General features: G+C 60.0%; 21 protein-coding genes, 3 tRNA genes and 1 riboswitch. Of the genes, 3 read left to right on the plus strand and 21 right to left on the minus strand.

The window, feature by feature from the left end:
- Nucleotides 1-158 precede the first annotated feature (158 nt).
- Nucleotides 159-1,256 carry a murein transglycosylase A gene (gene mltA, locus KO1_RS20520; RefSeq protein WP_004105083.1) on the minus strand — a complete coding sequence of 366 codons (1,098 nt, stop codon included), beginning with the start codon at nucleotides 1,254-1,256 and terminating at the stop codon, nucleotides 159-161.
- A 211-nt stretch (nucleotides 1,257-1,467) separates the two neighbouring features.
- On the opposite strand from mltA, the gene KO1_RS20525 reads away from it, so the two are divergent.
- From KO1_RS20525 to KO1_RS20535, 3 genes are all read left to right on the plus strand, one after another.
- A tRNA-Met gene (locus KO1_RS20525) sits at nucleotides 1,468-1,544 on the plus strand.
- A gap of 34 nt (nucleotides 1,545-1,578) precedes the next feature.
- A tRNA-Met gene (locus KO1_RS20530) sits at nucleotides 1,579-1,655 on the plus strand.
- Between the two features lie 34 nt (nucleotides 1,656-1,689).
- Nucleotides 1,690-1,766: transfer RNA gene (locus KO1_RS20535), tRNA-Met, on the plus strand.
- A gap of 97 nt (nucleotides 1,767-1,863) precedes the next feature.
- On the opposite strand, the gene cobT is transcribed toward KO1_RS20535, so the two are convergent.
- From cobT to pocR, 20 genes are all read right to left on the minus strand, one after another.
- Entirely contained in the window at nucleotides 1,864-2,919 is a 1,056-nt protein-coding gene (gene cobT / locus KO1_RS20540) for a nicotinate-nucleotide--dimethylbenzimidazole phosphoribosyltransferase (RefSeq protein WP_016809884.1), read from the minus strand.
- Between the two features lie 74 nt (nucleotides 2,920-2,993).
- On the minus strand, nucleotides 2,994-3,539 hold the full coding sequence (gene cobU, locus KO1_RS20545; protein ID WP_004105085.1) for a bifunctional adenosylcobinamide kinase/adenosylcobinamide-phosphate guanylyltransferase: 546 nt from the start codon (nucleotides 3,537-3,539) through the stop codon (nucleotides 2,994-2,996).
- Nucleotides 3,533-5,056, minus strand: a complete 1,524-nt coding sequence (locus KO1_RS20550; protein ID WP_047720720.1) for a cobyric acid synthase — start codon at nucleotides 5,054-5,056, stop codon at nucleotides 3,533-3,535. Before KO1_RS20550 ends, cobU begins: the two co-directional genes overlap by 7 nt.
- Entirely contained in the window at nucleotides 5,053-5,868 is an 816-nt protein-coding gene (locus KO1_RS20555) for an energy-coupling factor ABC transporter ATP-binding protein (protein WP_004105088.1), read from the minus strand. Before KO1_RS20555 ends, KO1_RS20550 begins: the two co-directional genes overlap by 4 nt.
- 8 nt (nucleotides 5,869-5,876) lie before the next feature.
- Nucleotides 5,877-6,554: an energy-coupling factor ABC transporter transmembrane protein gene (locus KO1_RS20560; protein WP_004105090.1), complete on the minus strand. Its 678-nt coding sequence runs from the start codon at nucleotides 6,552-6,554 to the stop codon at nucleotides 5,877-5,879.
- Entirely contained in the window at nucleotides 6,541-6,822 is a 282-nt protein-coding gene (locus tag KO1_RS20565; RefSeq protein WP_004105092.1) for an energy-coupling factor ABC transporter substrate-binding protein, read from the minus strand. The genes KO1_RS20560 and KO1_RS20565 overlap by 14 nt, the downstream gene beginning before the upstream one ends.
- A gap of 1 nt (nucleotide 6,823) precedes the next feature.
- Complete coding sequence (gene cbiM / locus KO1_RS20570) at nucleotides 6,824-7,561, minus strand: cobalt ECF transporter S component CbiM (RefSeq protein ID WP_004105094.1); 738 nt, start codon at nucleotides 7,559-7,561, stop codon at nucleotides 6,824-6,826.
- Complete coding sequence (locus KO1_RS20575) at nucleotides 7,558-8,271, minus strand: cobalt-factor II C(20)-methyltransferase (RefSeq protein WP_004105097.1); 714 nt, start codon at nucleotides 8,269-8,271, stop codon at nucleotides 7,558-7,560. Before KO1_RS20575 ends, cbiM begins: the two co-directional genes overlap by 4 nt.
- On the minus strand, nucleotides 8,268-9,062 hold the full coding sequence (gene cbiK, locus KO1_RS20580; protein WP_004105099.1) for a sirohydrochlorin cobaltochelatase: 795 nt from the start codon (nucleotides 9,060-9,062) through the stop codon (nucleotides 8,268-8,270). The genes KO1_RS20575 and cbiK overlap by 4 nt, the downstream gene beginning before the upstream one ends.
- Nucleotides 9,063-9,072: 10 nt before the next feature.
- A complete protein-coding gene (locus KO1_RS20585; protein WP_004105100.1) occupies nucleotides 9,073-9,858 on the minus strand; it encodes a cobalt-precorrin-6A reductase in 786 nt (261 codons plus the stop codon).
- The gene (locus tag KO1_RS20590; protein WP_004105101.1) at nucleotides 9,855-10,580 is read right to left on the minus strand and encodes a precorrin-3B C(17)-methyltransferase; all 726 of its coding nucleotides are present in this window, start codon (nucleotides 10,578-10,580) and stop codon (nucleotides 9,855-9,857) included. The genes KO1_RS20585 and KO1_RS20590 overlap by 4 nt, the downstream gene beginning before the upstream one ends.
- Nucleotides 10,580-11,635 (minus strand): cobalt-precorrin 5A hydrolase, encoded by a 1,056-nt coding sequence (gene cbiG, locus KO1_RS20595; protein ID WP_004105102.1) that lies wholly within the window; start codon nucleotides 11,633-11,635, stop codon nucleotides 10,580-10,582. Before cbiG ends, KO1_RS20590 begins: the two co-directional genes overlap by 1 nt.
- Nucleotides 11,616-12,389, minus strand: a complete 774-nt coding sequence (locus KO1_RS20600) for a cobalt-precorrin-4 methyltransferase (RefSeq protein WP_004114994.1) — start codon at nucleotides 12,387-12,389, stop codon at nucleotides 11,616-11,618. Before KO1_RS20600 ends, cbiG begins: the two co-directional genes overlap by 20 nt.
- A complete protein-coding gene (locus tag KO1_RS20605) occupies nucleotides 12,382-12,951 on the minus strand; it encodes a decarboxylating cobalt-precorrin-6B (C(15))-methyltransferase (RefSeq protein WP_004105104.1) in 570 nt (189 codons plus the stop codon). Before KO1_RS20605 ends, KO1_RS20600 begins: the two co-directional genes overlap by 8 nt.
- Nucleotides 12,941-13,546: a cobalt-precorrin-7 (C(5))-methyltransferase gene (locus tag KO1_RS20610; RefSeq protein ID WP_047720719.1), complete on the minus strand. Its 606-nt coding sequence runs from the start codon at nucleotides 13,544-13,546 to the stop codon at nucleotides 12,941-12,943. The genes KO1_RS20605 and KO1_RS20610 overlap by 11 nt, the downstream gene beginning before the upstream one ends.
- Nucleotides 13,540-14,679, minus strand: a complete 1,140-nt coding sequence (gene cbiD / locus KO1_RS20615; RefSeq protein WP_047720718.1) for a cobalt-precorrin-5B (C(1))-methyltransferase CbiD — start codon at nucleotides 14,677-14,679, stop codon at nucleotides 13,540-13,542. Before cbiD ends, KO1_RS20610 begins: the two co-directional genes overlap by 7 nt.
- A complete protein-coding gene (locus KO1_RS20620; protein ID WP_004105109.1) occupies nucleotides 14,676-15,308 on the minus strand; it encodes a cobalt-precorrin-8 methylmutase in 633 nt (210 codons plus the stop codon). The genes cbiD and KO1_RS20620 overlap by 4 nt, the downstream gene beginning before the upstream one ends.
- 10 nt (nucleotides 15,309-15,318) lie before the next feature.
- Nucleotides 15,319-16,278, minus strand: coding sequence for an adenosylcobinamide-phosphate synthase CbiB (gene cbiB / locus KO1_RS20625; RefSeq protein ID WP_047720717.1), 960 nt, complete (start codon nucleotides 16,276-16,278; stop codon nucleotides 15,319-15,321).
- Nucleotides 16,275-17,654, minus strand: coding sequence for a cobyrinic acid a,c-diamide synthase CobB (locus KO1_RS20630; RefSeq protein ID WP_016809887.1), 1,380 nt, complete (start codon nucleotides 17,652-17,654; stop codon nucleotides 16,275-16,277). Before KO1_RS20630 ends, cbiB begins: the two co-directional genes overlap by 4 nt.
- An 88-nt stretch (nucleotides 17,655-17,742) precedes the next feature.
- A riboswitch (cobalamin riboswitch) is annotated at nucleotides 17,743-17,910 on the minus strand.
- A 290-nt stretch (nucleotides 17,911-18,200) separates the two neighbouring features.
- A complete protein-coding gene (pocR, locus tag KO1_RS20635) occupies nucleotides 18,201-19,112 on the minus strand; it encodes a transcriptional regulator PocR (RefSeq protein WP_004105115.1) in 912 nt (303 codons plus the stop codon).
- Nucleotides 19,113-19,240: the final 128 nt, after the last annotated feature.

Genomic DNA, 19,240 nt, shown 5'->3' on the forward strand with positions numbered 1-19,240 from the left:
CAAAATAAGTGGACATTCCCGGGTCGCGAGGCAAGGGCCTTACCCGGGCAACAAAATCAGCCGTCGCTCCGGGAAATATTCCCGGATTACGTCGTCAATGGCTTATCCAGGCGACCGTAGCCCCGGTAAGCGCAGCGCGACCGGGGAAAATGTGAGAACTAGCCGCTAAAGACGTTGCCTGCGCCCGGGGCGTTTTTCAGCACCCATACGCGGCCATAGTGGTTATACCAGCCGGCACGGTGCCCGGCATCCGGGCCAATGCCCTGGTAAATATCGAAGTGCTGGCCTTTAATCGCCCCGCCAACATCAAGTGCCACCATTAAACGCAGCTCGTACTGGCCGTTAAACTTACCGTTATTATCCAGCAGCGGCACCTCCGCCAGAAGCGTGGTGCCTGCAGGAACAATGGAACGGTCGGAGGCCACCGACGCGCGACCGATCAGCGGCACCGCGCTGGCGCCTTTCACCGGCGCGAAGGACTGCGGTTTAAAGAAGACGAACGACGGGTTCTGCTCCAGCAGCTCGCGGACTTCCGCCTCGCTGTGCTTTTCGCCCCATTCGCGAATTGCCTGCATCGACATATCTTCGCGCTTTACTTCCCCGCGGTCGATCAGCACTTTACCGATGCTGTAATAGGGCCAGCCGTTTTTCCCGGCATAGCTAAAGAAGTTCAGCGGCGAGCCGTCGCCAAAATCAATGTAGCCGCTGCCCTGCACGTCCATGATGAAGTTATCCATCAGCGAGTTGCTGTAGGCCAGGATGTAGTTGTCGCTCAGAGCCCCGGCGTAGATGCTGGCGCGGGACGGCAGCTTGCCGCGCTTCGGCGGCATCCGGTAAATCGGATACTGGAACTCGCCCTGGCGAGTATGGCGCGCCTGAACCACCGGCGTGTAGTAGCCGGTAAACTGGACGTTACCGTAGTTATCCGTTCCCTGCATCTGCCAGGCGTCGATACCAAACTGGCTCAGCGTACGGGTATCGCCGCCGGAACGCAGCCACTCCTGAACCGCATTGTAGACGTTGCTCTGGCTGGTATAGAGGCGCGGAGAGGCGCTACGAATCTGTCTCACCTGCTCGGAGAAATCGCCGGCGTTGATCGGCGAACCTACCGCATCAGGTTGGTTAACCAATGAAAACGGCTGGGTGAGTTTACCTTCATTATACTGCTGACCGCGATCGGTCGGTTTTGAGGAACAGGCGGCCAGCATTGCCAGCATTGCGCCTGTTACTGCATATTTTGCCCAACGTCCTTTCATGGTATCTCTTCTTTATGCTGCTAAGCCCGGGTGCGTGATGAAGATAACAAACCCCCAGGGCTAATGAAATGCGCTTAGGTACCGCAAAGGCAATTTTGCGCAAAAAATAGGCTGGAAGTGATTCTATATGCACCATTTTTTACAAAATTGATGATTTCTGCCAAAAAGGGTTGCATCAAAACGTTAGCGGAGTATAGTGCGCTTCCACGGACGCGGGGTGGAGCAGCCTGGTAGCTCGTCGGGCTCATAACCCGAAGGTCGTCAGTTCAAATCTGGCCCCCGCAACCAATTAAAATTTGATGAAGTACAAGCAGTACGGTGACGCGGGGTGGAGCAGCCTGGTAGCTCGTCGGGCTCATAACCCGAAGGTCGTCGGTTCAAATCCGGCCCCCGCAACCAATCAAAATTTAAGACAATATAAGCAGTACGGTGACGCGGGGTGGAGCAGCCTGGTAGCTCGTCGGGCTCATAACCCGAAGGTCGTCGGTTCAAATCCGGCCCCCGCAACCAACATCATAAACACCCTCAAGGGTGTTTTTTTGTTTCTGCGATTCGCAAAATCTTATACCTGATTCAGGGAACGGCTAAGCGCCGCTCCCTCACCTTCTCAGCCCTTCGGCAACACAATATTGCTCGCCGCCAGCATCCCCATTTCGTGATACATCGCGCAGGCCGCTTCAACGATCGGCATCGCCAGCGCCGCGCCGCTGCCTTCTCCCAAACGCATTCCCATATTCAGATAGGGCTCCAGCTCGAGATGCATCAGCGCCGTACGCGCCCCCTTCTCCGCCGAATAGTGCGACGGGATAAGATAGGGTTTCACCTGCGGCGCAATTCGGCACGCCGCCAGCGCCGCTGCGTAGGAGAGGAAGCCATCGAGCACCACCGGCAGACCGCAGGAGGCCGCGCCCAGCATCACACCCGTCATCCCCAATAAATCAAAACCGCCCACTTTTGCCAGCACGTCCAGACCATCATGCGGATCGGGGCGGTTAACGGCGATGGCCCGTCGTACCACCTCAACTTTATTGCCGACCTTCGCCAACGGCAGATTAGCGCCAATTCCCACCACCTCCTGGGCATCGCTGCCGGTCAGGACGCTGACGATTGCCGCCGCCGGGGTGGTATTGGCCATTCCGAGCTCCCCGACGCCAAACAGCGTGACGCCATCCTCCGCCAGCCCCCGGGTATAGCGCATCACCTCCAGCAGCAGTTCTTCCGCCTGGCTGCGGCGCATTGCCGGACCAACGGCGATATTGCCGCAGCCGCGCGCCACGCGCATGTTGATGACGCCCGGTATCAGCTCGGCATCGATTCCAACATCAATCACGTGCATCTTCGCGCCCGCCTGCGCCGCCAGTACGCAAACGCCGGTTTTGCCCAGCGTCATATTCGCCGCCTGAATCGCGGTCACCGCTTTTGGCGAAATGGCGACCCCTTCGTCCCACACGCCGTGGTCGGCGCACATCACCAGCAGCGCCTTTTTTTTCACCTGCGGCACACCTTCAAGACCGGGCATACCCGCCAGCTGCACGGCAAGATCTTCAAGGCGTCCAAGGCTTCCGGGCGGTTTCAGCAGACCATCAATATGAAGCCGGGCGCGCGCCATCGCGTTTTCATCAGGCGCAGGGATCGCGCCCAGTAGAGAGGTTAAGCTTTGCATAGAGGTTCTCGTCTTGTTGGCTGACTCATAGCAGAGCCAGCAGGAAGAATAACGCCCGTTACGGCGCGCCTGGCCTATTTGATTTTTACGCCAATGCCCGACACCACCAGCCACACCTCGTCTGCCGCCGCCGCAAGGCGCTGGTTGACGCGTCCGGCGATATCGCGGAAATGGCGGGCAAGACGGTTCTCCGGCACAATCCCCATCCCTACCTCGTTGGTCACCAGCACCACGCGGGCCGGGCAGCGCTGGCAGGCGGCAATCAGTACCGCGATTTCGGCGTCGATCGCCCGCTCCATCGCCGCATAATCCCAGCCGTCCGGCGAGCTGTCGCCCCCCAGCGCAAACAGCAGGTTGGTCACCATGGTGGTGATGCATTCCAGCAAAATCGCCTCCTCTGGGGCGATATCCGGGGTGATCAGCTCATCAAGCTGCTGCCAGCGCTCGGCGGTGCGCCAGTGCGCGGGCCTGCCGTCGCGGTGGTGCTGGATCCTCGCCGCCATCTCGTCATCAAAGACCTGCGAGGTGGCGATATACAGTACCTGCGGCGCATGGGCGATCAGCGCTTCGGCATGGCGGCTTTTACCGCTGCGCGCCCCGCCGGTCACTAAAGTCAGCATACGGGCTCCTGATGTTGGCGCATGATGGCGTAGATTTTTTCGATATCAATATGCTGACGCATCGTATCCGCCAGCAGATCGAACTGGCGCGATTTATACTGCGCATACTCGAAATCGCTATCCAGCGCCGCCAGCCCTTTACGCTGGCGCAGGCCGTTAACCAGCGCGCGGGTAAATGCATCGCTATCGAACAGGCCGTGCAGATAGGTGCCAAACGCCAGGCCGTCATCGCTGACCGCGCCGTCCGCCACGCTCAGGCTGCCTTTATGTAATTGCATCAGCGAACGGCAGCCGTCGCGCAGCTCGGTTTCGCCCATATGAATTTCGTAGCCGCTTACGGTCAGCCCCGCCGTCGCCGCCAGCCACGCCGGCAGCGCTGTTGCCAGGGTCGCCGTTACCTGGGTCGTCGTCTTGCTTTGCGCAAAGTGGGTGACGGTATTTAGCAACCCCAGCCCCGGCTGCGTGCCAAGCCCCGACTCTACCTCATCGATAATGGTTTCGCCGAGCATCTGATAGCCGCCGCAGATCCCCAGCACCGGTACGCCCTGACGCCGGGCCTGCACTACCGCATGCGCCATGCCGCTCTCGCGCAGCCAGCCGAGGTCGCCGAGCGTATTTTTACTGCCCGGCAGGATCACCATATCCACGCCCGCCAGCTCCTGCGGCTGGCGAACATAGCGGACGCGGACGTCCGGCTGCGCCGCCAGCGCGTTGAAATCGGTAAAATTGGAGATGTGCGGCACCTGAATCACGGCAATCTCAATATCGCGCCTGTCGGTGCGCAGATATTTCCCTTTTTGCAGCGCGACGCCGTCCTCATCTTCAAGATCGACGTCCAGCCACGGCATGACGCCGAGCACCGGGACGCCGGTGAGCGTTTCTATCTGCTCGATCCCGGAATACAGCAGCGCCACGTCGCCGCGAAATTTATTAATAATCACGCCCTTGACCCGCGCGCGCTCGCGATCGTGCAGCAGCGCGAGCGTGCCGTAGATAGAGGCGAATACGCCGCCGCGATCGATATCCGCCACGAGGATCACCGGGCACTGGGCCATCTCGGCCATGCCCATATTGACGATGTCGCGATCGCGCAGATTGATCTCCGCCGGACTTCCTGCCCCTTCCAGCACCAGCACATCATGTTCGGCGGCCAGGCTGTTATAAACCGCGAGGATCTGTTCCCGCAGGCGCGGTTTATATTCGTGATAGCTCACCGCGTCCATATCGGTCGCCACCTTGCCCATCAGCACCACCTGCGCTTTGCGGTCGCTGGTTGGCTTAAGCAGCACCGGGTTCATGCGCACATCCGGGATAATACCCGCCGCTTCGGCCTGGAAAATCTGCGCGCGGCCCATCTCTTTGCCATCCGGCGTGATACCGGAATTAAGCGCCATATTCTGCGATTTAAACGGCGCGGTGCGCTGCCCGTCCTGATAAAAGATGCGGCACAGCCCCGCGACCAGCACGCTTTTGCCGACGTCAGAAGCGGTGCCCTGTAACATAATTGCCAGCGTCATGACGCCTCCTTCATCGCGTTGCTTCGCATCCGCGTAAAAAATTCTTCTTCGGTTTTACACAGCGGCAGCCCGAGCTGCGCGTGCAGTTTCACCAGCCACGGCTGGGTGAGCCCGGCCTGGGCCATCAGTTCGCTGCGGGCAAACACCTCCCCGGGTTCGCCGTGCGCCAGCACTTCGCCGCGGCGTAACACGTAAACCGCATCGCTGATTTCATAGATCAGATCGATATCGTGGCTGGAGATCGCCACGTGGTTGCCCCGATCGGCAATACGCTTAATGATGTCGATCATCTGCGCGCGTCCCGAAGGATCGAGACCCGCCGTCGGCTCGTCGAGCAGTAAATAGCGCGCCTGCAGCACCAGCGCGCCGGCTATCGCCACGCGCTTTTTCTGCCCGTGGCTCAGGCACTGAATCGGCTGGTGACGAAACCCCTGGGCATCGACGAGAGTCAGGGCATCGTCCACCCGGCGGGCAATTTCCTCTTCCGCTACGCCCAGGTTCCGCAGGCTAAAGGCGATATCGCTGTCGATATCGGTATAGAAAATCTGCTGGTCCGGGTCCTGGAAAACGGTCGCCACCTGCTGACGCAGCGCCAGCAGGCCGCGCTTGCTGTAGTCCAGCGGTTTTCCTTGCCATAGCACCGCCCCGCTCTGCGGGCGCAGCAGACCGCTCAGGTTCATAAACAGCGTGGATTTTCCGCAGCCGTTCGCCCCTACCAGTCCGGTCACGGCGTGATGGGAAAAATCCAGCGTCAGCCCCTTCAGCACCGGCTCGTCCTGATAGCGAAACCAGAGATCGGTCGTGGCAAGCATACTTATCCTTAAAGGTGAAAATCACCCTGATACAGTTTGATATCCAGCGTGGTGCTCATCTGCTGGTAGCGAATCATCACCCGGGTAAACAGCAGTCCTACCAGCATCGCCAGCGAACGATAGCCCTTCGGCACGCTACGGTAGCCAAAACGTAATGTTTGCGCACGGTGAATCGCCAGCGCTTCGTCTAAAAGAATAAAAATAAAACGCCAGGTCAGCAGGATTTGCTCGGTCAGCAGCCGCGGTACCCGTCCGCGCTTGAGCAGCAAAATAAGCTGCGGGAACGGCAGATTCAGCACCAGCCAGAAGGTGGACGCCAGCGCCGCCAGGCTGCGCCAGAAGGTCTGATTGGCGGTCGTCAACCCCTCCGACGTCATGCCCAGCCAGACGCTGCCCAGCGGCAGGCTCACCAGCAGATCCTGCGGATTGCGGCTAACGCTGAACAGAATAGTCAGCACACCGATCAGCAGGAAGCCAAACGGCAGCGCCATCCAACGGCACCAGCGCCACGGCGAGACCCGCAGCAGCCAGCAGGTTAAGGCGGCAATCAGCGCCATTTCGATACCCTGCCCCAGCGGAGGCAGGGTAAAAGCCAGCACCATCAGCAGCAGCCAGAACAGGAACTTGCGCTCCGGTGCGACGTGAAACCAGCGGCTCTGATAGCTGAGTCGGTCAAACCCGGTCATCACGGCGCTGTCTGCCTTTGCTGTAGCCCAGAATATAGAAAATTACCGCCGCGCCGAGAGAGCCCTGGAGCGTAAACAGCAGGCTCTCAATTTCTCCGCTAGCCGGTTCGTACAGCGGCTGGAACCACGGCTCATAATGCGGCGCGACCACCTGAATCTGGCTCTCCGCCTCGCCGTCTGAACCGCCGAATTCGCCGCCGTGATCGACAAAGAACGGCAGGATCACCAGCGCCACCACCATGGCGAACAATATCAGCGTCTTTTTCATGTTAATGCCCCTGTGCGGTAATCAGCTGACGTTTGGTCAACTGGTCGTAGATCATGACGGTTAACAGTCCTTCAGCAATGGCGATCGGGATCTGCGTCAGGCAGAAGATCCCCATAAACTTGACGATCGATCCGGTCGCGCCGGCGGCGGGATCCGGAAAGGCCACGCCGAGCTGTACGGAGGTGACAAAGTAGGTCACCAGATCCGCCAGCATCGCGCAGAGAAACACCCCGACGTCGCGGCGAATGCCCGCGCGGCAGGCCATTTTCCACACCATGTAGCCGACCACCGGCCCGATGACCGCCATCGACATCCCGTTCGCGCCGAGCGTCGTCAGCCCGCCGTGCGCCAGCAGCAGCGCCTGGAACAGCAGTACGATGGCGCCAAGGATCGCCACCACGCCAGGCCCGAAGAGAATCACCGCCAGGCCGACGCCGGTCGGGTGGGAACAGCTGCCGGTTACGGAAGGAATTTTCAGCGCCGAGAGGACAAAAATAAACGCCCCGCACAGCGCCAGCAGCACCTTCTGATTGTTATCTTCCTGCACAATGCGGCGCAGGCGCACCAGCCCGTACCACAGGCAGGGTAAAAACAGCAGCCACCATGCCAGGGCCCACATCGGCGGTAAAAACCCCTCCATGATGTGCATCGCGAAAGCCTTTTCGGGAACCACTATCAGCAATAGCGCCGCAGCTAACCCGCTGAAAGACAGCTGTTTTAGCTGTTGTTCAAGTTTCATTCTGCATACTCCCACTGTTTATTGACCAGAATGGTCGAGAAATAGGGCAGCGGCTGGTCGTCGCTGACGTCATTGAGATGGCGCCAGCACTGCTCGCCCGGCAGCGTGGCTTCAGACATCATCAGCGCGGCATCCAGCAGACCGTTTTTCGCCAGCAGCGCTTTGATGCGGGGAAACCGCCCGTACACTTTCATCAGCACCAGGCTTTCATGCTGGCGCAGCGCCTGCTCGATTTCCGTTTCCGGCGCGGTGCAGGAGATCACTGCCAGCGATTGCTGCTCCATGGCCAGCGGCGTTTTTGAACGCGCGGCAATGGCGGCAAAAGAGGTGACGCCGGGAACAATCTCCAGCCACTCCGGGCAGCCGATACGCTGGAGTAAGAACACCCAGGTGCTGAACAGCATGGCGTCGCCGAGGGTAATAAAGCCGACCTGCTTGCCCGCTTCCACTTCCTGAACCAGCGCGGCGGCAACCTCATCCCACACCGCCTCTTTTTCCGCGCTGTCGGCGCTCATCGGGAAATGGCAGCAGCGTACTTCGGTCCGTTCGCCGATATACTCGCGCACGATGGAGAGCGCGAGGCTGTCGCCGCCTTTACGTCCGGCGGGCGCGTAGAGAATGTCCAGCGTGCCCAGCACCCGCGCCGCGCGCACGGTGATCAGGTCGGCGGCGCCAGGGCCGGTACTTAAGGCATATAGTTTGCCGCTCATGCCGCCTCCTCCATTGCAAGGCTCAGCGCCTGCTGCAGGTGAGCGACGAACATTGCGCGCACCGCCGGATTCTCTCCCAGCCCGTTCAGCCAGGGCGTCGCCGTGATACCGGCGGCGTTGAACAGCGTTTTCCAGGAGTCCTCTTCGTCCGAGGCCATATCGTTAATGGCGTGATCGCCGGCCACCAGCATCAGCGGCATCAGGTGTACGCCCTTCACCCCCTGCTGGCGCAGGCTATCGATAAGAATATCGACTTCCGGATAGCTCTCGACCGCGCCGACCCGCGCCGGAAATCCCTTCGCCGTCATCATATGATCCAGACAGGCGTAGGCGGCGAAAGCGTGATGGCTGGCGCCGTGGCCCATAAAGACCACCGTTTCATCGGCGGCAAGCGGCGGCATCTGCTGGCGCAGCGCCTGCATCAGCTGGACATAATCGTTATGGCTGCTCAGCAGCGGCGCCCCCAGCGTCAGGCGGAGGAACAGCGGGCGCAGGCTTTGCACTTCGCGGACGATCTTTTCATACTCATCGCCGTTGATAATGTGCAGCGACTGAATCGCCACATCCTGGTAGCCCTGCTCGGCCAGCTTCTGCAATGCCTGCAGCGGCGTATCAATCTCAATACCGTCGCGCTGTTTGAGCTTGCGGATAATCATCCCGGAGGTGAAGGCGCGAAACGTGTCGCGGTCCGGACAGCTGGCCGCCAGCTCGCGCTCGCAGGCGACGATGTTCTTTTCACAGGTGTCGGGATAGCTGGTGCCAAAACTGACCACCAGAAGCGCTTTTTTCATTTCTGACTCCTTAAGCAGCGGCCAGCCAGCGCGATAAGCGCCGGGCAAAGGCAGCCTGACTTTCCAGTAACTCTTCACCCGTCACCAGCGGCGCCGGGCGCGTAATCACGATGCAGGGGATACCGGCATCCAGACAGGGTTGTACTTTTTCCTGATAGCCGCCTTCGGCCCCGGAGGCTTTGGTGATCACCACGTCGGCCCGGCACTGGCGGTAGAAAGCGGCGTTGAACGCGGCGCTGAACGGCCCGCACAGGGCGAAAATCTCGCCTACGCCAAACCCCAGCGCGGCGCATTGCGCGATGACATCGGCGACCGGCAACACCCGGGCCAGCAGCGTTTTGTCACCTAATCCCGCCCGCCAGCGCGCCAGATCTTTACTTCCCGTGGTGAGCAGCACGCGCTGGCCGAAACGCCGCGCCACCTCGCAGGCTTGTTCAATGCTCTCCACGGTATAGAGCAGCGGATGCGTCAGGCCGCTCAGCTGCTCTGGGCGCTGATAGCGGCTCAGCAGCACGCCGGCGGTTTCACAGGCCCGGACGATATTGCGGCTTACCGCTTCGGCGTAGGGGTGCGAAGCATCGATCACCCAGCGGGTCCGGTTAGCCTTCAGCCAGGCGATCATCTCCTCCAGCTCGAGGCGCCCGCAGCGCACCTGGCCGCGAATATCCCCCGCCAGCTGCTGACCGGTGGGCGTCGCCACCGACAGGGTGTAGGGGACCTGCGCCGCGTCAAGCTGCTGACACAGCGCCCTCGCGTCGCTGGTTCCGCCCATCACCAGCACCTCGCCGTGGCTCACAGCACGTAGCCTCGCGGCGTGATCATCAGGCCATCCTGGATATACGTCGCTTTGTTGCCGACGATCACCAGGCTGGTCATATCGACCGGTGCAAAATCCATCTCCCCCAGGGTAGTCAGCCATTTCTCCTGTTTTTTACGTCCGGCGGATTTCACGACTCCCACCGGGGTCTGCGCGCTTTTACTGGCCGACAGCAGCTCAAAGGCGCGCGCCAGATGGCCCTCGCGGCCGCGGCTGCGCGGATTGTAAAAACAGATGACGAAGTCGGCTTCCCCGGCGGCGACAATGCGTTTTTCAATCACCGGCCACGGGGTCAGCAGGTCGCTGAGGCTGATATGGCAGAAGTCGTGCATCAGCGGCGCGCCCAGCAGCGAGGCGGCGGCAATGCTGGCGGTCATCCCCGGGATCAGGCGGACTTCCACATCCAGCTTCTGCTTGCTGACCAGTTCAAGCACCAGTCCGGCCATGCCGTAAATACCGGCATCGCCGCTGCTGATCAGCGCCACGTTATGTCCGGCCTGCGCCAGCTCAATCGCCGCCTGGCAGCGCTCAATCTCTTTGCACATTCCGGTTTTAATCACCTGCTTATCGCCGGTAAAGGCTTTCACCAGGTGCGTGTAGGTCTTATAGCCAACGACGATTTCCGCCGCCTGCAGCGCTTCAATGGCCTCCATGGTCATCATGGACTGCGAGCCAGGGCCGATTCCGATTACGCTTAACATCAGTGTGAAACTCCCAAAGTAATAGTGACGCCCTGTTCGCGCAGGGTTTCGCCTAACAGTTGCCCATGGCTCAGCAGCCAGGCCGCCGGACCGGATACGCTCCCCACGCCGACGGTTTTTCTGACGAACGATGAAGCGGGAAAGTGATGCTCATGCTCGCGCAGGGCATCAGCGGGAAAGGTTTCGAACGGTACGCGACAGCAGGAAGCCAGCTGAATCAGCCCCTGCTCGTGCTTCTTCAACGTGACGCTGCCGATAGCTTTCAGCGCCAGCGGATCCAGGCGCTGCGCCTCAAGCTGGCGCGCCAGCAGCGCCGCTAATAGCGGGAATGGCGTATCGCGGCGGCAGCCAATTCCGGCGACCACCCGCTGCGGCACCAGCTTCCAGTGCGGCACGGCGATCGGCGGCAGTTCGTTGCGCAGCGTGACGCAGACCAGCGCATCCAGCTCGGGAAGCTGGTGCAGATCGGCCACGGTGATAAACCCCCGCCGGTCGCAGTGGCGGACGTCTTCATCCAGCTCTTCGTCCCACCACAGACCGACGCGCTGATGGCTGACCAGCATCTGGTTGACGGTTTTCACCGCCGCGCGGAAGTCGCTCATCCGGGCATTAAGCTGGAATGCCAGCGTATCCAGGGCCGCCAACTCGTTGACGTCGGTGGCGGTGGTGATCACCGGGTCGGCGCCGAGCATCCCGGCCAGATAGCGGCTGAGGGCATTCGCGCCCCCCGCATGGCCGGAAAGCAGGCTAATGACGTGCTGGCCACGTTCGTCGATCACCACCACGGCCGGATCGCTGAACTTATCATTGACCAGCGGGGCCAGCACGCGTACCGCGATCCCGGTGGCGCCGATGAAAATCAGCGCCGAATAGCTGCTGAAGGCCTCCCGCGCGGCGCTGGCAAAACCGTTTTCAAAAGGGAGAAAACCCTCTTCCAGCAGCTTCTCGCTGGTAAAGCAGGTTAACGGCAGCATCGTCGCCAGCCGTTTCGCCAGCCGAACGCCCCCTGGCGTCAGGCAGAAAAGTGCGATTGATTCAGGCTTTACGGTATTCATGGCTAAAGTCCGCCGCGTAGAGTTTTGAGTAGTGATACTCAGAGCCCAGGAAATTCCCGACCAGAATGAGCGCCGTTTTGCGGATCCCCGCCTCGCGTACCTTGTCGCCGATATCCGCCAGCGTACCGCGTACGGTCTGGCTTTCCGGCCAGGTCGCTTTATAGATCACCGCCACCGGCGTGGTTGCCGGATAGCCGCCTTCAATCAGGCGCTCCGCTACCCGGTGAATGCGCTGCACGGAAAGGTAAATCGCCATTGAAGTCTGGTGGCTGGCAAATGATTCAAGCTGCTCGCGCGCCGGCACCGGCGTGCGCCCTTCAAGGCGGGTGATGATCAGGCTCTGGGAGACTTCCGGCACGGTGTACTCGACGCCCAGCTCCGCCGCCGCGCCCAGAAACGCGCTGACGCCCGGCACCACCTGCCAGTCGATACCGCGTTTGGTCAGCTCTTCACCCTGCTCGCGGACCGAGCCATACAGCGACACGTCCCCGGTCTGTAAACGCACTACCGTTTTCCCGGCTTTAACGCCGGCTTCCATCAGGTCGAGAATTTGCTCCAGATGCAGTTCGGCGCTGTCGTGACACTCGGCGCCGGGCGGACAATACTCCAGCAGCTCGGTGTTTATCAGCGACCCGGCGTAGATCACCACCTGGGCCTGCTGCAGCAAGCGGTAGCCCTTGAGGGTAATCAGCTCACGGTCGCCCGGCCCTGCGCCAACGAACCACACACTACGGGGGTCAAATGTCTCAGCCATGGTTTTCTTCCTTCTGACAGGCGATAACAAAAACGGGATTATTCGGTTTGAAATAGTGGCCGCTGCCCAGCGCGGTCAGCGATGAAACGTTCAGCAGCAGGCAATCAATCTGTGTAATCCCCCGCTGCTGCAGATAGTCGAGAGCCGCGTTCAGGTTCTCCTGCAGGATAAAAGTCATCACCAGACGGCCGCCGGGATAGAGCTGCTGCCACGACCAGTCAATCAGTTCGTCGAGACGGCCGCCGCTGCCGCCCATAAAAATGGCGTCGGCCCGCTCGGTAATCACCATCGGCGCTTCACCGGGCAGGATCTCAATATTGCCGCAGGTGAAATGCTGGCGATTTTCGTCCAGCAGCCGGAGAGCCGCGGGGTTGCGTTCGATGGCGGTTACCTGCAAAGAGGGATACTGCAGCGCCGCCTCAATCGACACGCTGCCGGTACCGGCGCCGATATCAATCAGGTGGCTTGCCCGGTGCAGTTCAAGTTTGGCCAGCGCCAGCGCGCGAACCGCTTCTTTGGTCATCGGCACCTTCTCGCCGCGCAGAAAAAGCTCATCTTTCATCGAGGATCACCACCGCGTTCATCTCATATTCGGCATCGACCTCACTGACCGGTAGCCAGTGGATCCGCTCGTTATCCATCGCCAGATTTTCGCCAATCACCATCCAGCGATACCCTTTACCCCGCGCCGCCAGCTGGGCGGCGATTTCCCGCGGCCCGCAGCACCCGTCGGTCACCATCGCCACCTTGCGCTGACGCGCCAGCTCATCAAAACAGACGTCTCGCCCGTGGCTGCTGGTCAGCCAGATATCGTTCATATCGATACCGGCCTTCGCGCAGAGATACTGCACCGCGCTGATGCCGGGAATAATGCGCACGCGATCGATGCCAAAGTGGGCTATCAGCCGCGTGCCGATCCCGTAAAAGAGCGGGTCGCCTGAGGCCAGCACCACCACCTTCTGCGCTGCGCGTTCGCCGAGCCAGACCAGCAGTTCGGCAATATTGGCGCCCAGCGCAAACCGTTCGCCGCGAAATCCGGGGAACTGCTGCAAATGCCGCTTACCGCCTACCAGCGCATCCGCACTGGCGACCGCATCTTGCGCCGCCGGCGTCATCAAATGCAGGCCTGACGGCCCCATGCCAACCACCGTTAACATGACATCTCCCGCGCAATCTCGGCCACCGGGCGATTGCTGCCGAGGACCTTGTTATCAAAGGAGAACATGATGGCGTCGCAGACGGGCGGCGTTTTGGTAAAACGCAGCATCTGCATCACCCGCAGGCAGATGCGTTCAGCAAGATGGTTATAGATAGGCTGAAAACCGTACGCGTCAATGTGCTCCATCGCCGCTTCGGTGGTATCGCATTCGCTCACCAGTTGCAGCAGCGCCAGCGGCGCCCCCAACAGCGCCAGATGCGCGACCAGCGTTTCCATGCGCGCATCGGCGATATGGCTGTGGGTATGGAAGATCCCGGCGGCGACTTTAATCAGCTTGCCGGGATGGCCAATCAGCACAATCTGACGGAACCCGAGGCGGACGGCCTCTTCAATCATGTAGCCGACGAAGTTGCTCATGGTGACCACCACCTGCGAGTCGATGCCCATCTGCTCGCGTACGAAGCGTTCACCGTGGTTGCCCGGCACCAGCACCACCCGCTCCAGCCCCGCCGCGCGCTTAATTTCCAGCTCCAGCGACAGCGAACGCTTCCAGCTCTCTTCCGACATCGGCGTCACGATACCGGTGGTGCCGATAATCGAGATACCACCCAGGATCCCCAGCCGCGAGTTATAGGTTTTCTGCGCCCGCTCCTCGCCCTCCGGGGCGAAAATCTCTACCGTCGCCCCGCGCGACGGGCCTATCGCTTCGCGCACCGCCGACTCAATGGTGTGGCGCGGGGTGCGGTTTATCGCCGGGCTGCCGATAGGCAGGCCGATTCCTTTACGGGTGATGGTGCCGATACCTTCGCCGCCGCGCAGGGTTATCTCGCCGGAGTCGTCGAGCGTCACGCGAGCGAAAATCAGCATGCCGTGGGTGGCGTCAACGTCATCGCCGCCGTCTTTACGAATCGCGGCGATCGCCTGCTGCCCTTCGACGTGCGGCGATTCGACGTTAAGACACAGGGTGACGCCGGAAGGAGTCACGATGGAGATCTGATGAATGAGGTGCTGGCGCATCACCATCAGCGCCGCGACCTTTGCCGCCGCCGTCGCGCAGGATCCGGTGGTATAGCCTTTACGCAGCGCCTTGCCGTTGTGCCACACCGGGGCGTCGAAGGATTGCTCGCTCATCTCGCCCCCTGTAAGTGGTATAAAATGGCGTTGACGATAGCGGCAGCGACGTTGCTGCCGCCTTTACGACCCAGCGCGGCAATGCCCGGCAGGCCGCTCTGCGTCAGGGCGTCTTTCGACTCCGCCGCGCCGACGAAGCCGACCGGCACGCCAATCACGCCGTTGACCGCGACATCATGCTCCAGCAGACGAAACAGCGCGGTGGGCGCATTGCCGAAAACAAACACCTTCTCGCCCTCTTCGGCAACCGCAATATCGACCGCCGCCATCGAGCGGGTCATCCCCTGCGCTTTGGCCTCCGCCACCACGCGCGGATCGCTGATATAGCAGCGGCACTCGCCGCCGAATTTCGCCAGCAGAGTTTTATTGATCCCGGAAAGGGCCATGGTGGTATCGGTATAAAGCGTGCAGGGCTGGCTCAGGGCGGCGCTTAAGCGAGGAAGCACGTCGGGAGAGAACCACAGGATATCCAGCCAGTCAAAATCGGCGGTGGTGTGGATCACCCGCTTGATAATGGCTTCGTGTAGCGGGCTGGCAAAGCGGTAGTCCGGGCGGGTCTGCGCAATAATGTCGCCAATAATGTCGAAGCTTTTCGCCTCAATCGCCTGCGGTTGCTGGATATAGTGCATTCATTTGTCCTCAGGCTGCGCCGACCAGCCAGAACCGGATCGCCATAAACAGCGCCAGCGCCAGGGTCGAAGACACCCACATCAGTCGAATCGTTCGGGAAATATCGTCTACGGAAACGTCGCGCGTCGCCTCGCCAATCCACGGCTTCTCCACGCGCTGACCAAAGTAATCGTTAGGGCCGCCAAGCCGAATGCCGAGCGCCCCGGCGACGGCGGCCTCCGACCATCCGCAGTTTGGGCTGCTGTGGTTGTAGCGATCGCGCCAGCCGATGCGCAACGCGCGGCCACTCGCTTCACCACAGAGGAGAGCGGCGAGGCTGATAAGCAGCCAGCTCAGGCGAGCGGGGATAAAGTTGGCGACATCATCAAGGCGGGCGCTAACCATGCCGATGGCGCGGTATTTTTCGTGCTTATAGCCGACCATCGAATCCAGGGTGTTGACCGCTTTATAGGCCATCGCCAGCGGCGCGCCGCCGAGCAGCAGGAAGAAGAGCGGCGCGATAATCCCGTCAACGGTGTTTTCCGCCACCGTCTCAACAACCGCGCGATTAATCTGCTGCGGCGCAAGCTGCGACGTGTCGCGCCCGACAATCCATGACAGCTTGCTACGGCTTTCCGCCAGATCCCCCGCGCGCAGCGGTCGCTCGACGTCCCGCGCCGACTGCGCCAGACAGCGTCCGGCCAGCACGGTGAAAATCATCCAGACCTCAACCAGCCAGCCAAGCCACGGATGAATCCTCTGCGCCAGCGTCAGCACGCCCCAGCAGACGCCCCACGTCAGTCCGACTACAACTATCCACATCACCCCGCCGCCGATGCGCAAGGCAACCTCGCTACGGCAATAGCGGCGCACGCCGCGCTGAACGGCGGCGATCAGGTTGCCAATCCAGCGCACCGGATGCGGCCAGCTTTGCGGATCGCCGATGATAAAATCGAGAAGCCAGGCAACGCCCCATGCCAGTAGCGTCATAGCGCGCTCCTTGCCGCAGCCAGCCAGTGTTTGAGCATGGTGGGGCGCTGCGCAAAGTGCAGGTGCAGATAGCTGGCGAACGCGTTGCCCACCTGCCAGCCGCCGGACCACTGCTGAAGGGTCATACCGTCGCGGACCTTGCGGCAGGCCAGAACCGCCGGGGACTCGGGAGTAAAATCCGAGTAGTGAAATTCATGTCCGCGCAGGGTTTCGCCCGGCGCCGCCAGCAGCGTTTTGCGCATAGCTCGCGCCTCGCAGTAGCCAAAGCGGGTAAGCCGTTTGCCCATTTTGCTATGGCCGGGAATAAGGTTGGCCATCGGGTAGATATCACCGTTGGCGTCTTCCAGGGAGCTGCCGAGATACATCAGACCGCCGCATTCAGCGTAAATCGCCACCCCGCGCCGGTGCGCCTCCTGCAGCTGCGCCAGCATCGGCGTATTGGCCGCCAGCGCGGCAGCATGAATTTCCGGATAGCCGCCGCCGAGCCAAATCATCTGGCACGGTGGAAGCTCGCTATCGTGCAGCGGGCTGAAGCGCACGATATTCACTCCGCAGCGTTCAAGCAGCGAGAGGTTATCCGGGTAGTAAAAGTTGAAGGCCTCGTCGTCGGCCAGCGCCAGCGTCAGGCCCGCGCCAGCATCAGGGGACGGCAGCGTCGGCCACTCCCCGGCGGGTAGGATGGAGAGCTGGCTGAGGGTAAGAAGCTGTTCAATATCCAGCGTTTGCGCCAGCGTTTGGGCAAAATCGCGCCACGGCTGCTGGTTAACCAGCGACTCGCGGGCGGTAACCAGTCCCAGATGGCGTTCGGGTAGCGCCACCCCTTCCACTCGCGGTACGTAGCCGAGCACCGGCAGCTCGCAGTAGCGTTCAATGGCGCCTTTGAGAAGCTGATAATGGCTTTCGCTGTTGACGCGATTGACGATAACGCCGGCAATGTTAAGACTGGGGTCGAAGTGTTGAAATCCCATCACCGTGGCGGCGATGGAGGTGGAAACCGCTTTGCCATCTACCAGCAAAATGACCGGACAGCCGAGCTGTTTAGCCATCGCGGCGGTGCTGCAGTAGCCTGGGTCGGTACCGAAGCCGTCATACAGCCCCATCACGCCCTCAATGACCGCGATATCCGCCCGCTGCATCTGTTCGCAAAATAGCGCGTTAAGCACCGGTTCCGGGAGCATAAAGCTGTCGAGGTTGCGGGAAGCGACGCCGCTGACGGCGGTGTGCCAGCCGGTGTCGAGGTAGTCCGGGCCGACTTTGCAGGGCTGAACCCGCATGCCGCGCTGCTTCAACAGGCTGAGCAGGCCAAGCGTGACCGTAGTTTTACCACAACCGCTGCCGGTACCTGCAAGAATGAATGCGTGCTGCCTGGCTGCCATACCCCGATCCTGTGCCGGGTGGTAGGGCTGCGTGCATTCCCAGTCTTTCGACTGTACGCATCTGAGCAACCCACTTCCCACCGAAGTTGTTGATTATTACCGACAGGCAGGTCTTCTGGCTTAGCGTCGTCCTCCCCCATCCTTCCCAATCCGGTAAGCAGATCAGTGGCTAAATATGGGTTCGTCAGCATCACAGCAGCGGGGGCTGCGGGGGATTCACACCCCCTTCCCTGGCGCCTGTCGGTTTTATCGAGCGGGATGAAACCCACTCGAATGATTCCCGGAACATCTTACGGAAGCAGGATGGCTCCCGTCGTGTTTAATTTTTAATTACCAAAGCCGTTTCATTACGCCGATGGCGCGCTGAAAGCCATTTCGGATATCACTCTATCTCATCAAATAAATAAAAACTGGTGCAGCTTATCGTTCTCTCATTATTAATTTGTTGCGCTATGACAATTTATTGCTCTGAATGAGATATTTTCATTTTATAATGAGCCAGATACGCGGATATAACAAAAATCGGCAATAACAAATTATTGTCATTTAAAATGGCTCAGTTTGTGATCTGGCGTTAATTTGCTGGCGATAGGCCTGCGGAGTCACCTGATAGGCCTGGCGAAAAACTTTGCAAAAATAACTGGTTTGCGAAAATCCTAAATTCCGCGCAATGCTGGCGATGCTCCAGTCGCTGTGGCAAAGCAGCTCTTTGGCGCTCACCATCCGCTGATGGTTCACCCAGGCATTAAAGCCAATACCCTGATATTTTTTGAACAGCTTACTGAAGTAATAGGGGCTGAGATAAACGTGAGCGGCGACGTCTTCCAGGCGAAGCTCGTCGGATAAATGGGCATCAATGTAGCGCAGCGCCTTCTTCATTTTGCTGTCATGAGGGCTGGCAACGCGGCTGGCGCGCGCAGGTTCCGGCTGCTGGGGATTATCTTTAATCACCACAAAGTTGAGCTGTTTTTTAAGGCAGTTTTCGACGATGAGCTTCAGTAAATCAGCAGAAGCAATCACTCTGGAGTAGTCCATTTCCGGCACGTCGCGAAACGCTTTAAGCAGCTCAGGGTCGGCCTGCCAGCGGTCATCCACGTTGAGGATATCGACCAGTTCAACATCGTTGCTTAAGCGCACCTGGCCGCAAAGCACAAAGCCCACAAGGTGCCCGGCAATGACCAGAGGAATGGAGAAATCGGTTAACCCGGCGTGGCAGCGGTAGATACAGAGCTGATCGGTTTTAGACGCCTCAAGCCCGCCGCAGCGGTCGCTCATTCGACAGCGGGTGCTGTGCTGGGGATGCTGGCGCATCAGCTGGCAAAAAGGTGTGAAGTTAAACAGTTCAGATATTTCATCACCATGAATATTGACGACCACCACCGCCAGACTGGTGGCCTGCGCAAAATCCTGTGCGATTTTATTAATGAGTTCTGAGTTCAGTGTGCTCGCAGAAATCATGATAAAACCTCTCAGTTAATTTTTTGTTATAAATAAAACATTTCTTTAATATTTACTTCCTTTCATCATCAATTGCCGCCAACGATAAAAGAATAATACGATAGCAAAAGTCTCCCATCCGTGGGAGA

This window comes from Klebsiella oxytoca NBRC 105695, from assembly GCF_001598695.1.
Classification (GTDB): domain Bacteria; phylum Pseudomonadota; class Gammaproteobacteria; order Enterobacterales; family Enterobacteriaceae; genus Klebsiella; species Klebsiella oxytoca.

Excerpts from the sequence above, each read along its gene's own strand:
- mltA (WP_004105083.1), bottom strand. The coding sequence starts at position 1,256 with ATGAAAGGACGTTGGGCAAAATATGCAGTAACAGGCGCAATGCTGGCA.
- cobT (WP_016809884.1), bottom strand. The coding sequence starts at position 2,919 with ATGCAAAGCTTAACCTCTCTACTGGGCGCGATCCCTGCGCCTGATGAA.
- cobU (WP_004105085.1), bottom strand. The coding sequence starts at position 3,539 with ATGCTGACTTTAGTGACCGGCGGGGCGCGCAGCGGTAAAAGCCGCCAT.
- KO1_RS20550 (WP_047720720.1), bottom strand. The coding sequence starts at position 5,056 with ATGACGCTGGCAATTATGTTACAGGGCACCGCTTCTGACGTCGGCAAA.
- KO1_RS20555 (WP_004105088.1), bottom strand. The coding sequence starts at position 5,868 with ATGCTTGCCACGACCGATCTCTGGTTTCGCTATCAGGACGAGCCGGTG.
- KO1_RS20560 (WP_004105090.1), bottom strand. The coding sequence starts at position 6,554 with ATGACCGGGTTTGACCGACTCAGCTATCAGAGCCGCTGGTTTCACGTC.
- KO1_RS20565 (WP_004105092.1), bottom strand. The coding sequence starts at position 6,822 with ATGAAAAAGACGCTGATATTGTTCGCCATGGTGGTGGCGCTGGTGATC.
- cbiM (WP_004105094.1), bottom strand. The coding sequence starts at position 7,561 with ATGAAACTTGAACAACAGCTAAAACAGCTGTCTTTCAGCGGGTTAGCT.
- KO1_RS20575 (WP_004105097.1), bottom strand. The coding sequence starts at position 8,271 with ATGAGCGGCAAACTATATGCCTTAAGTACCGGCCCTGGCGCCGCCGAC.
- cbiK (WP_004105099.1), bottom strand. The coding sequence starts at position 9,062 with ATGAAAAAAGCGCTTCTGGTGGTCAGTTTTGGCACCAGCTATCCCGAC.
- KO1_RS20590 (WP_004105101.1), bottom strand. The coding sequence starts at position 10,580 with ATGTTAAGCGTAATCGGAATCGGCCCTGGCTCGCAGTCCATGATGACC.
- cbiG (WP_004105102.1), bottom strand. The coding sequence starts at position 11,635 with ATGAATACCGTAAAGCCTGAATCAATCGCACTTTTCTGCCTGACGCCA.
- KO1_RS20600 (WP_004114994.1), bottom strand. The coding sequence starts at position 12,389 with ATGGCTGAGACATTTGACCCCCGTAGTGTGTGGTTCGTTGGCGCAGGG.
- KO1_RS20605 (WP_004105104.1), bottom strand. The coding sequence starts at position 12,951 with ATGAAAGATGAGCTTTTTCTGCGCGGCGAGAAGGTGCCGATGACCAAA.
- KO1_RS20610 (WP_047720719.1), bottom strand. The coding sequence starts at position 13,546 with ATGTTAACGGTGGTTGGCATGGGGCCGTCAGGCCTGCATTTGATGACG.
- cbiD (WP_047720718.1), bottom strand. The coding sequence starts at position 14,679 with ATGAGCGAGCAATCCTTCGACGCCCCGGTGTGGCACAACGGCAAGGCG.
- KO1_RS20620 (WP_004105109.1), bottom strand. The coding sequence starts at position 15,308 with ATGCACTATATCCAGCAACCGCAGGCGATTGAGGCGAAAAGCTTCGAC.
- cbiB (WP_047720717.1), bottom strand. The coding sequence starts at position 16,278 with ATGACGCTACTGGCATGGGGCGTTGCCTGGCTTCTCGATTTTATCATC.
- KO1_RS20630 (WP_016809887.1), bottom strand. The coding sequence starts at position 17,654 with ATGGCAGCCAGGCAGCACGCATTCATTCTTGCAGGTACCGGCAGCGGT.
- pocR (WP_004105115.1), bottom strand. The coding sequence starts at position 19,112 with ATGATTTCTGCGAGCACACTGAACTCAGAACTCATTAATAAAATCGCA.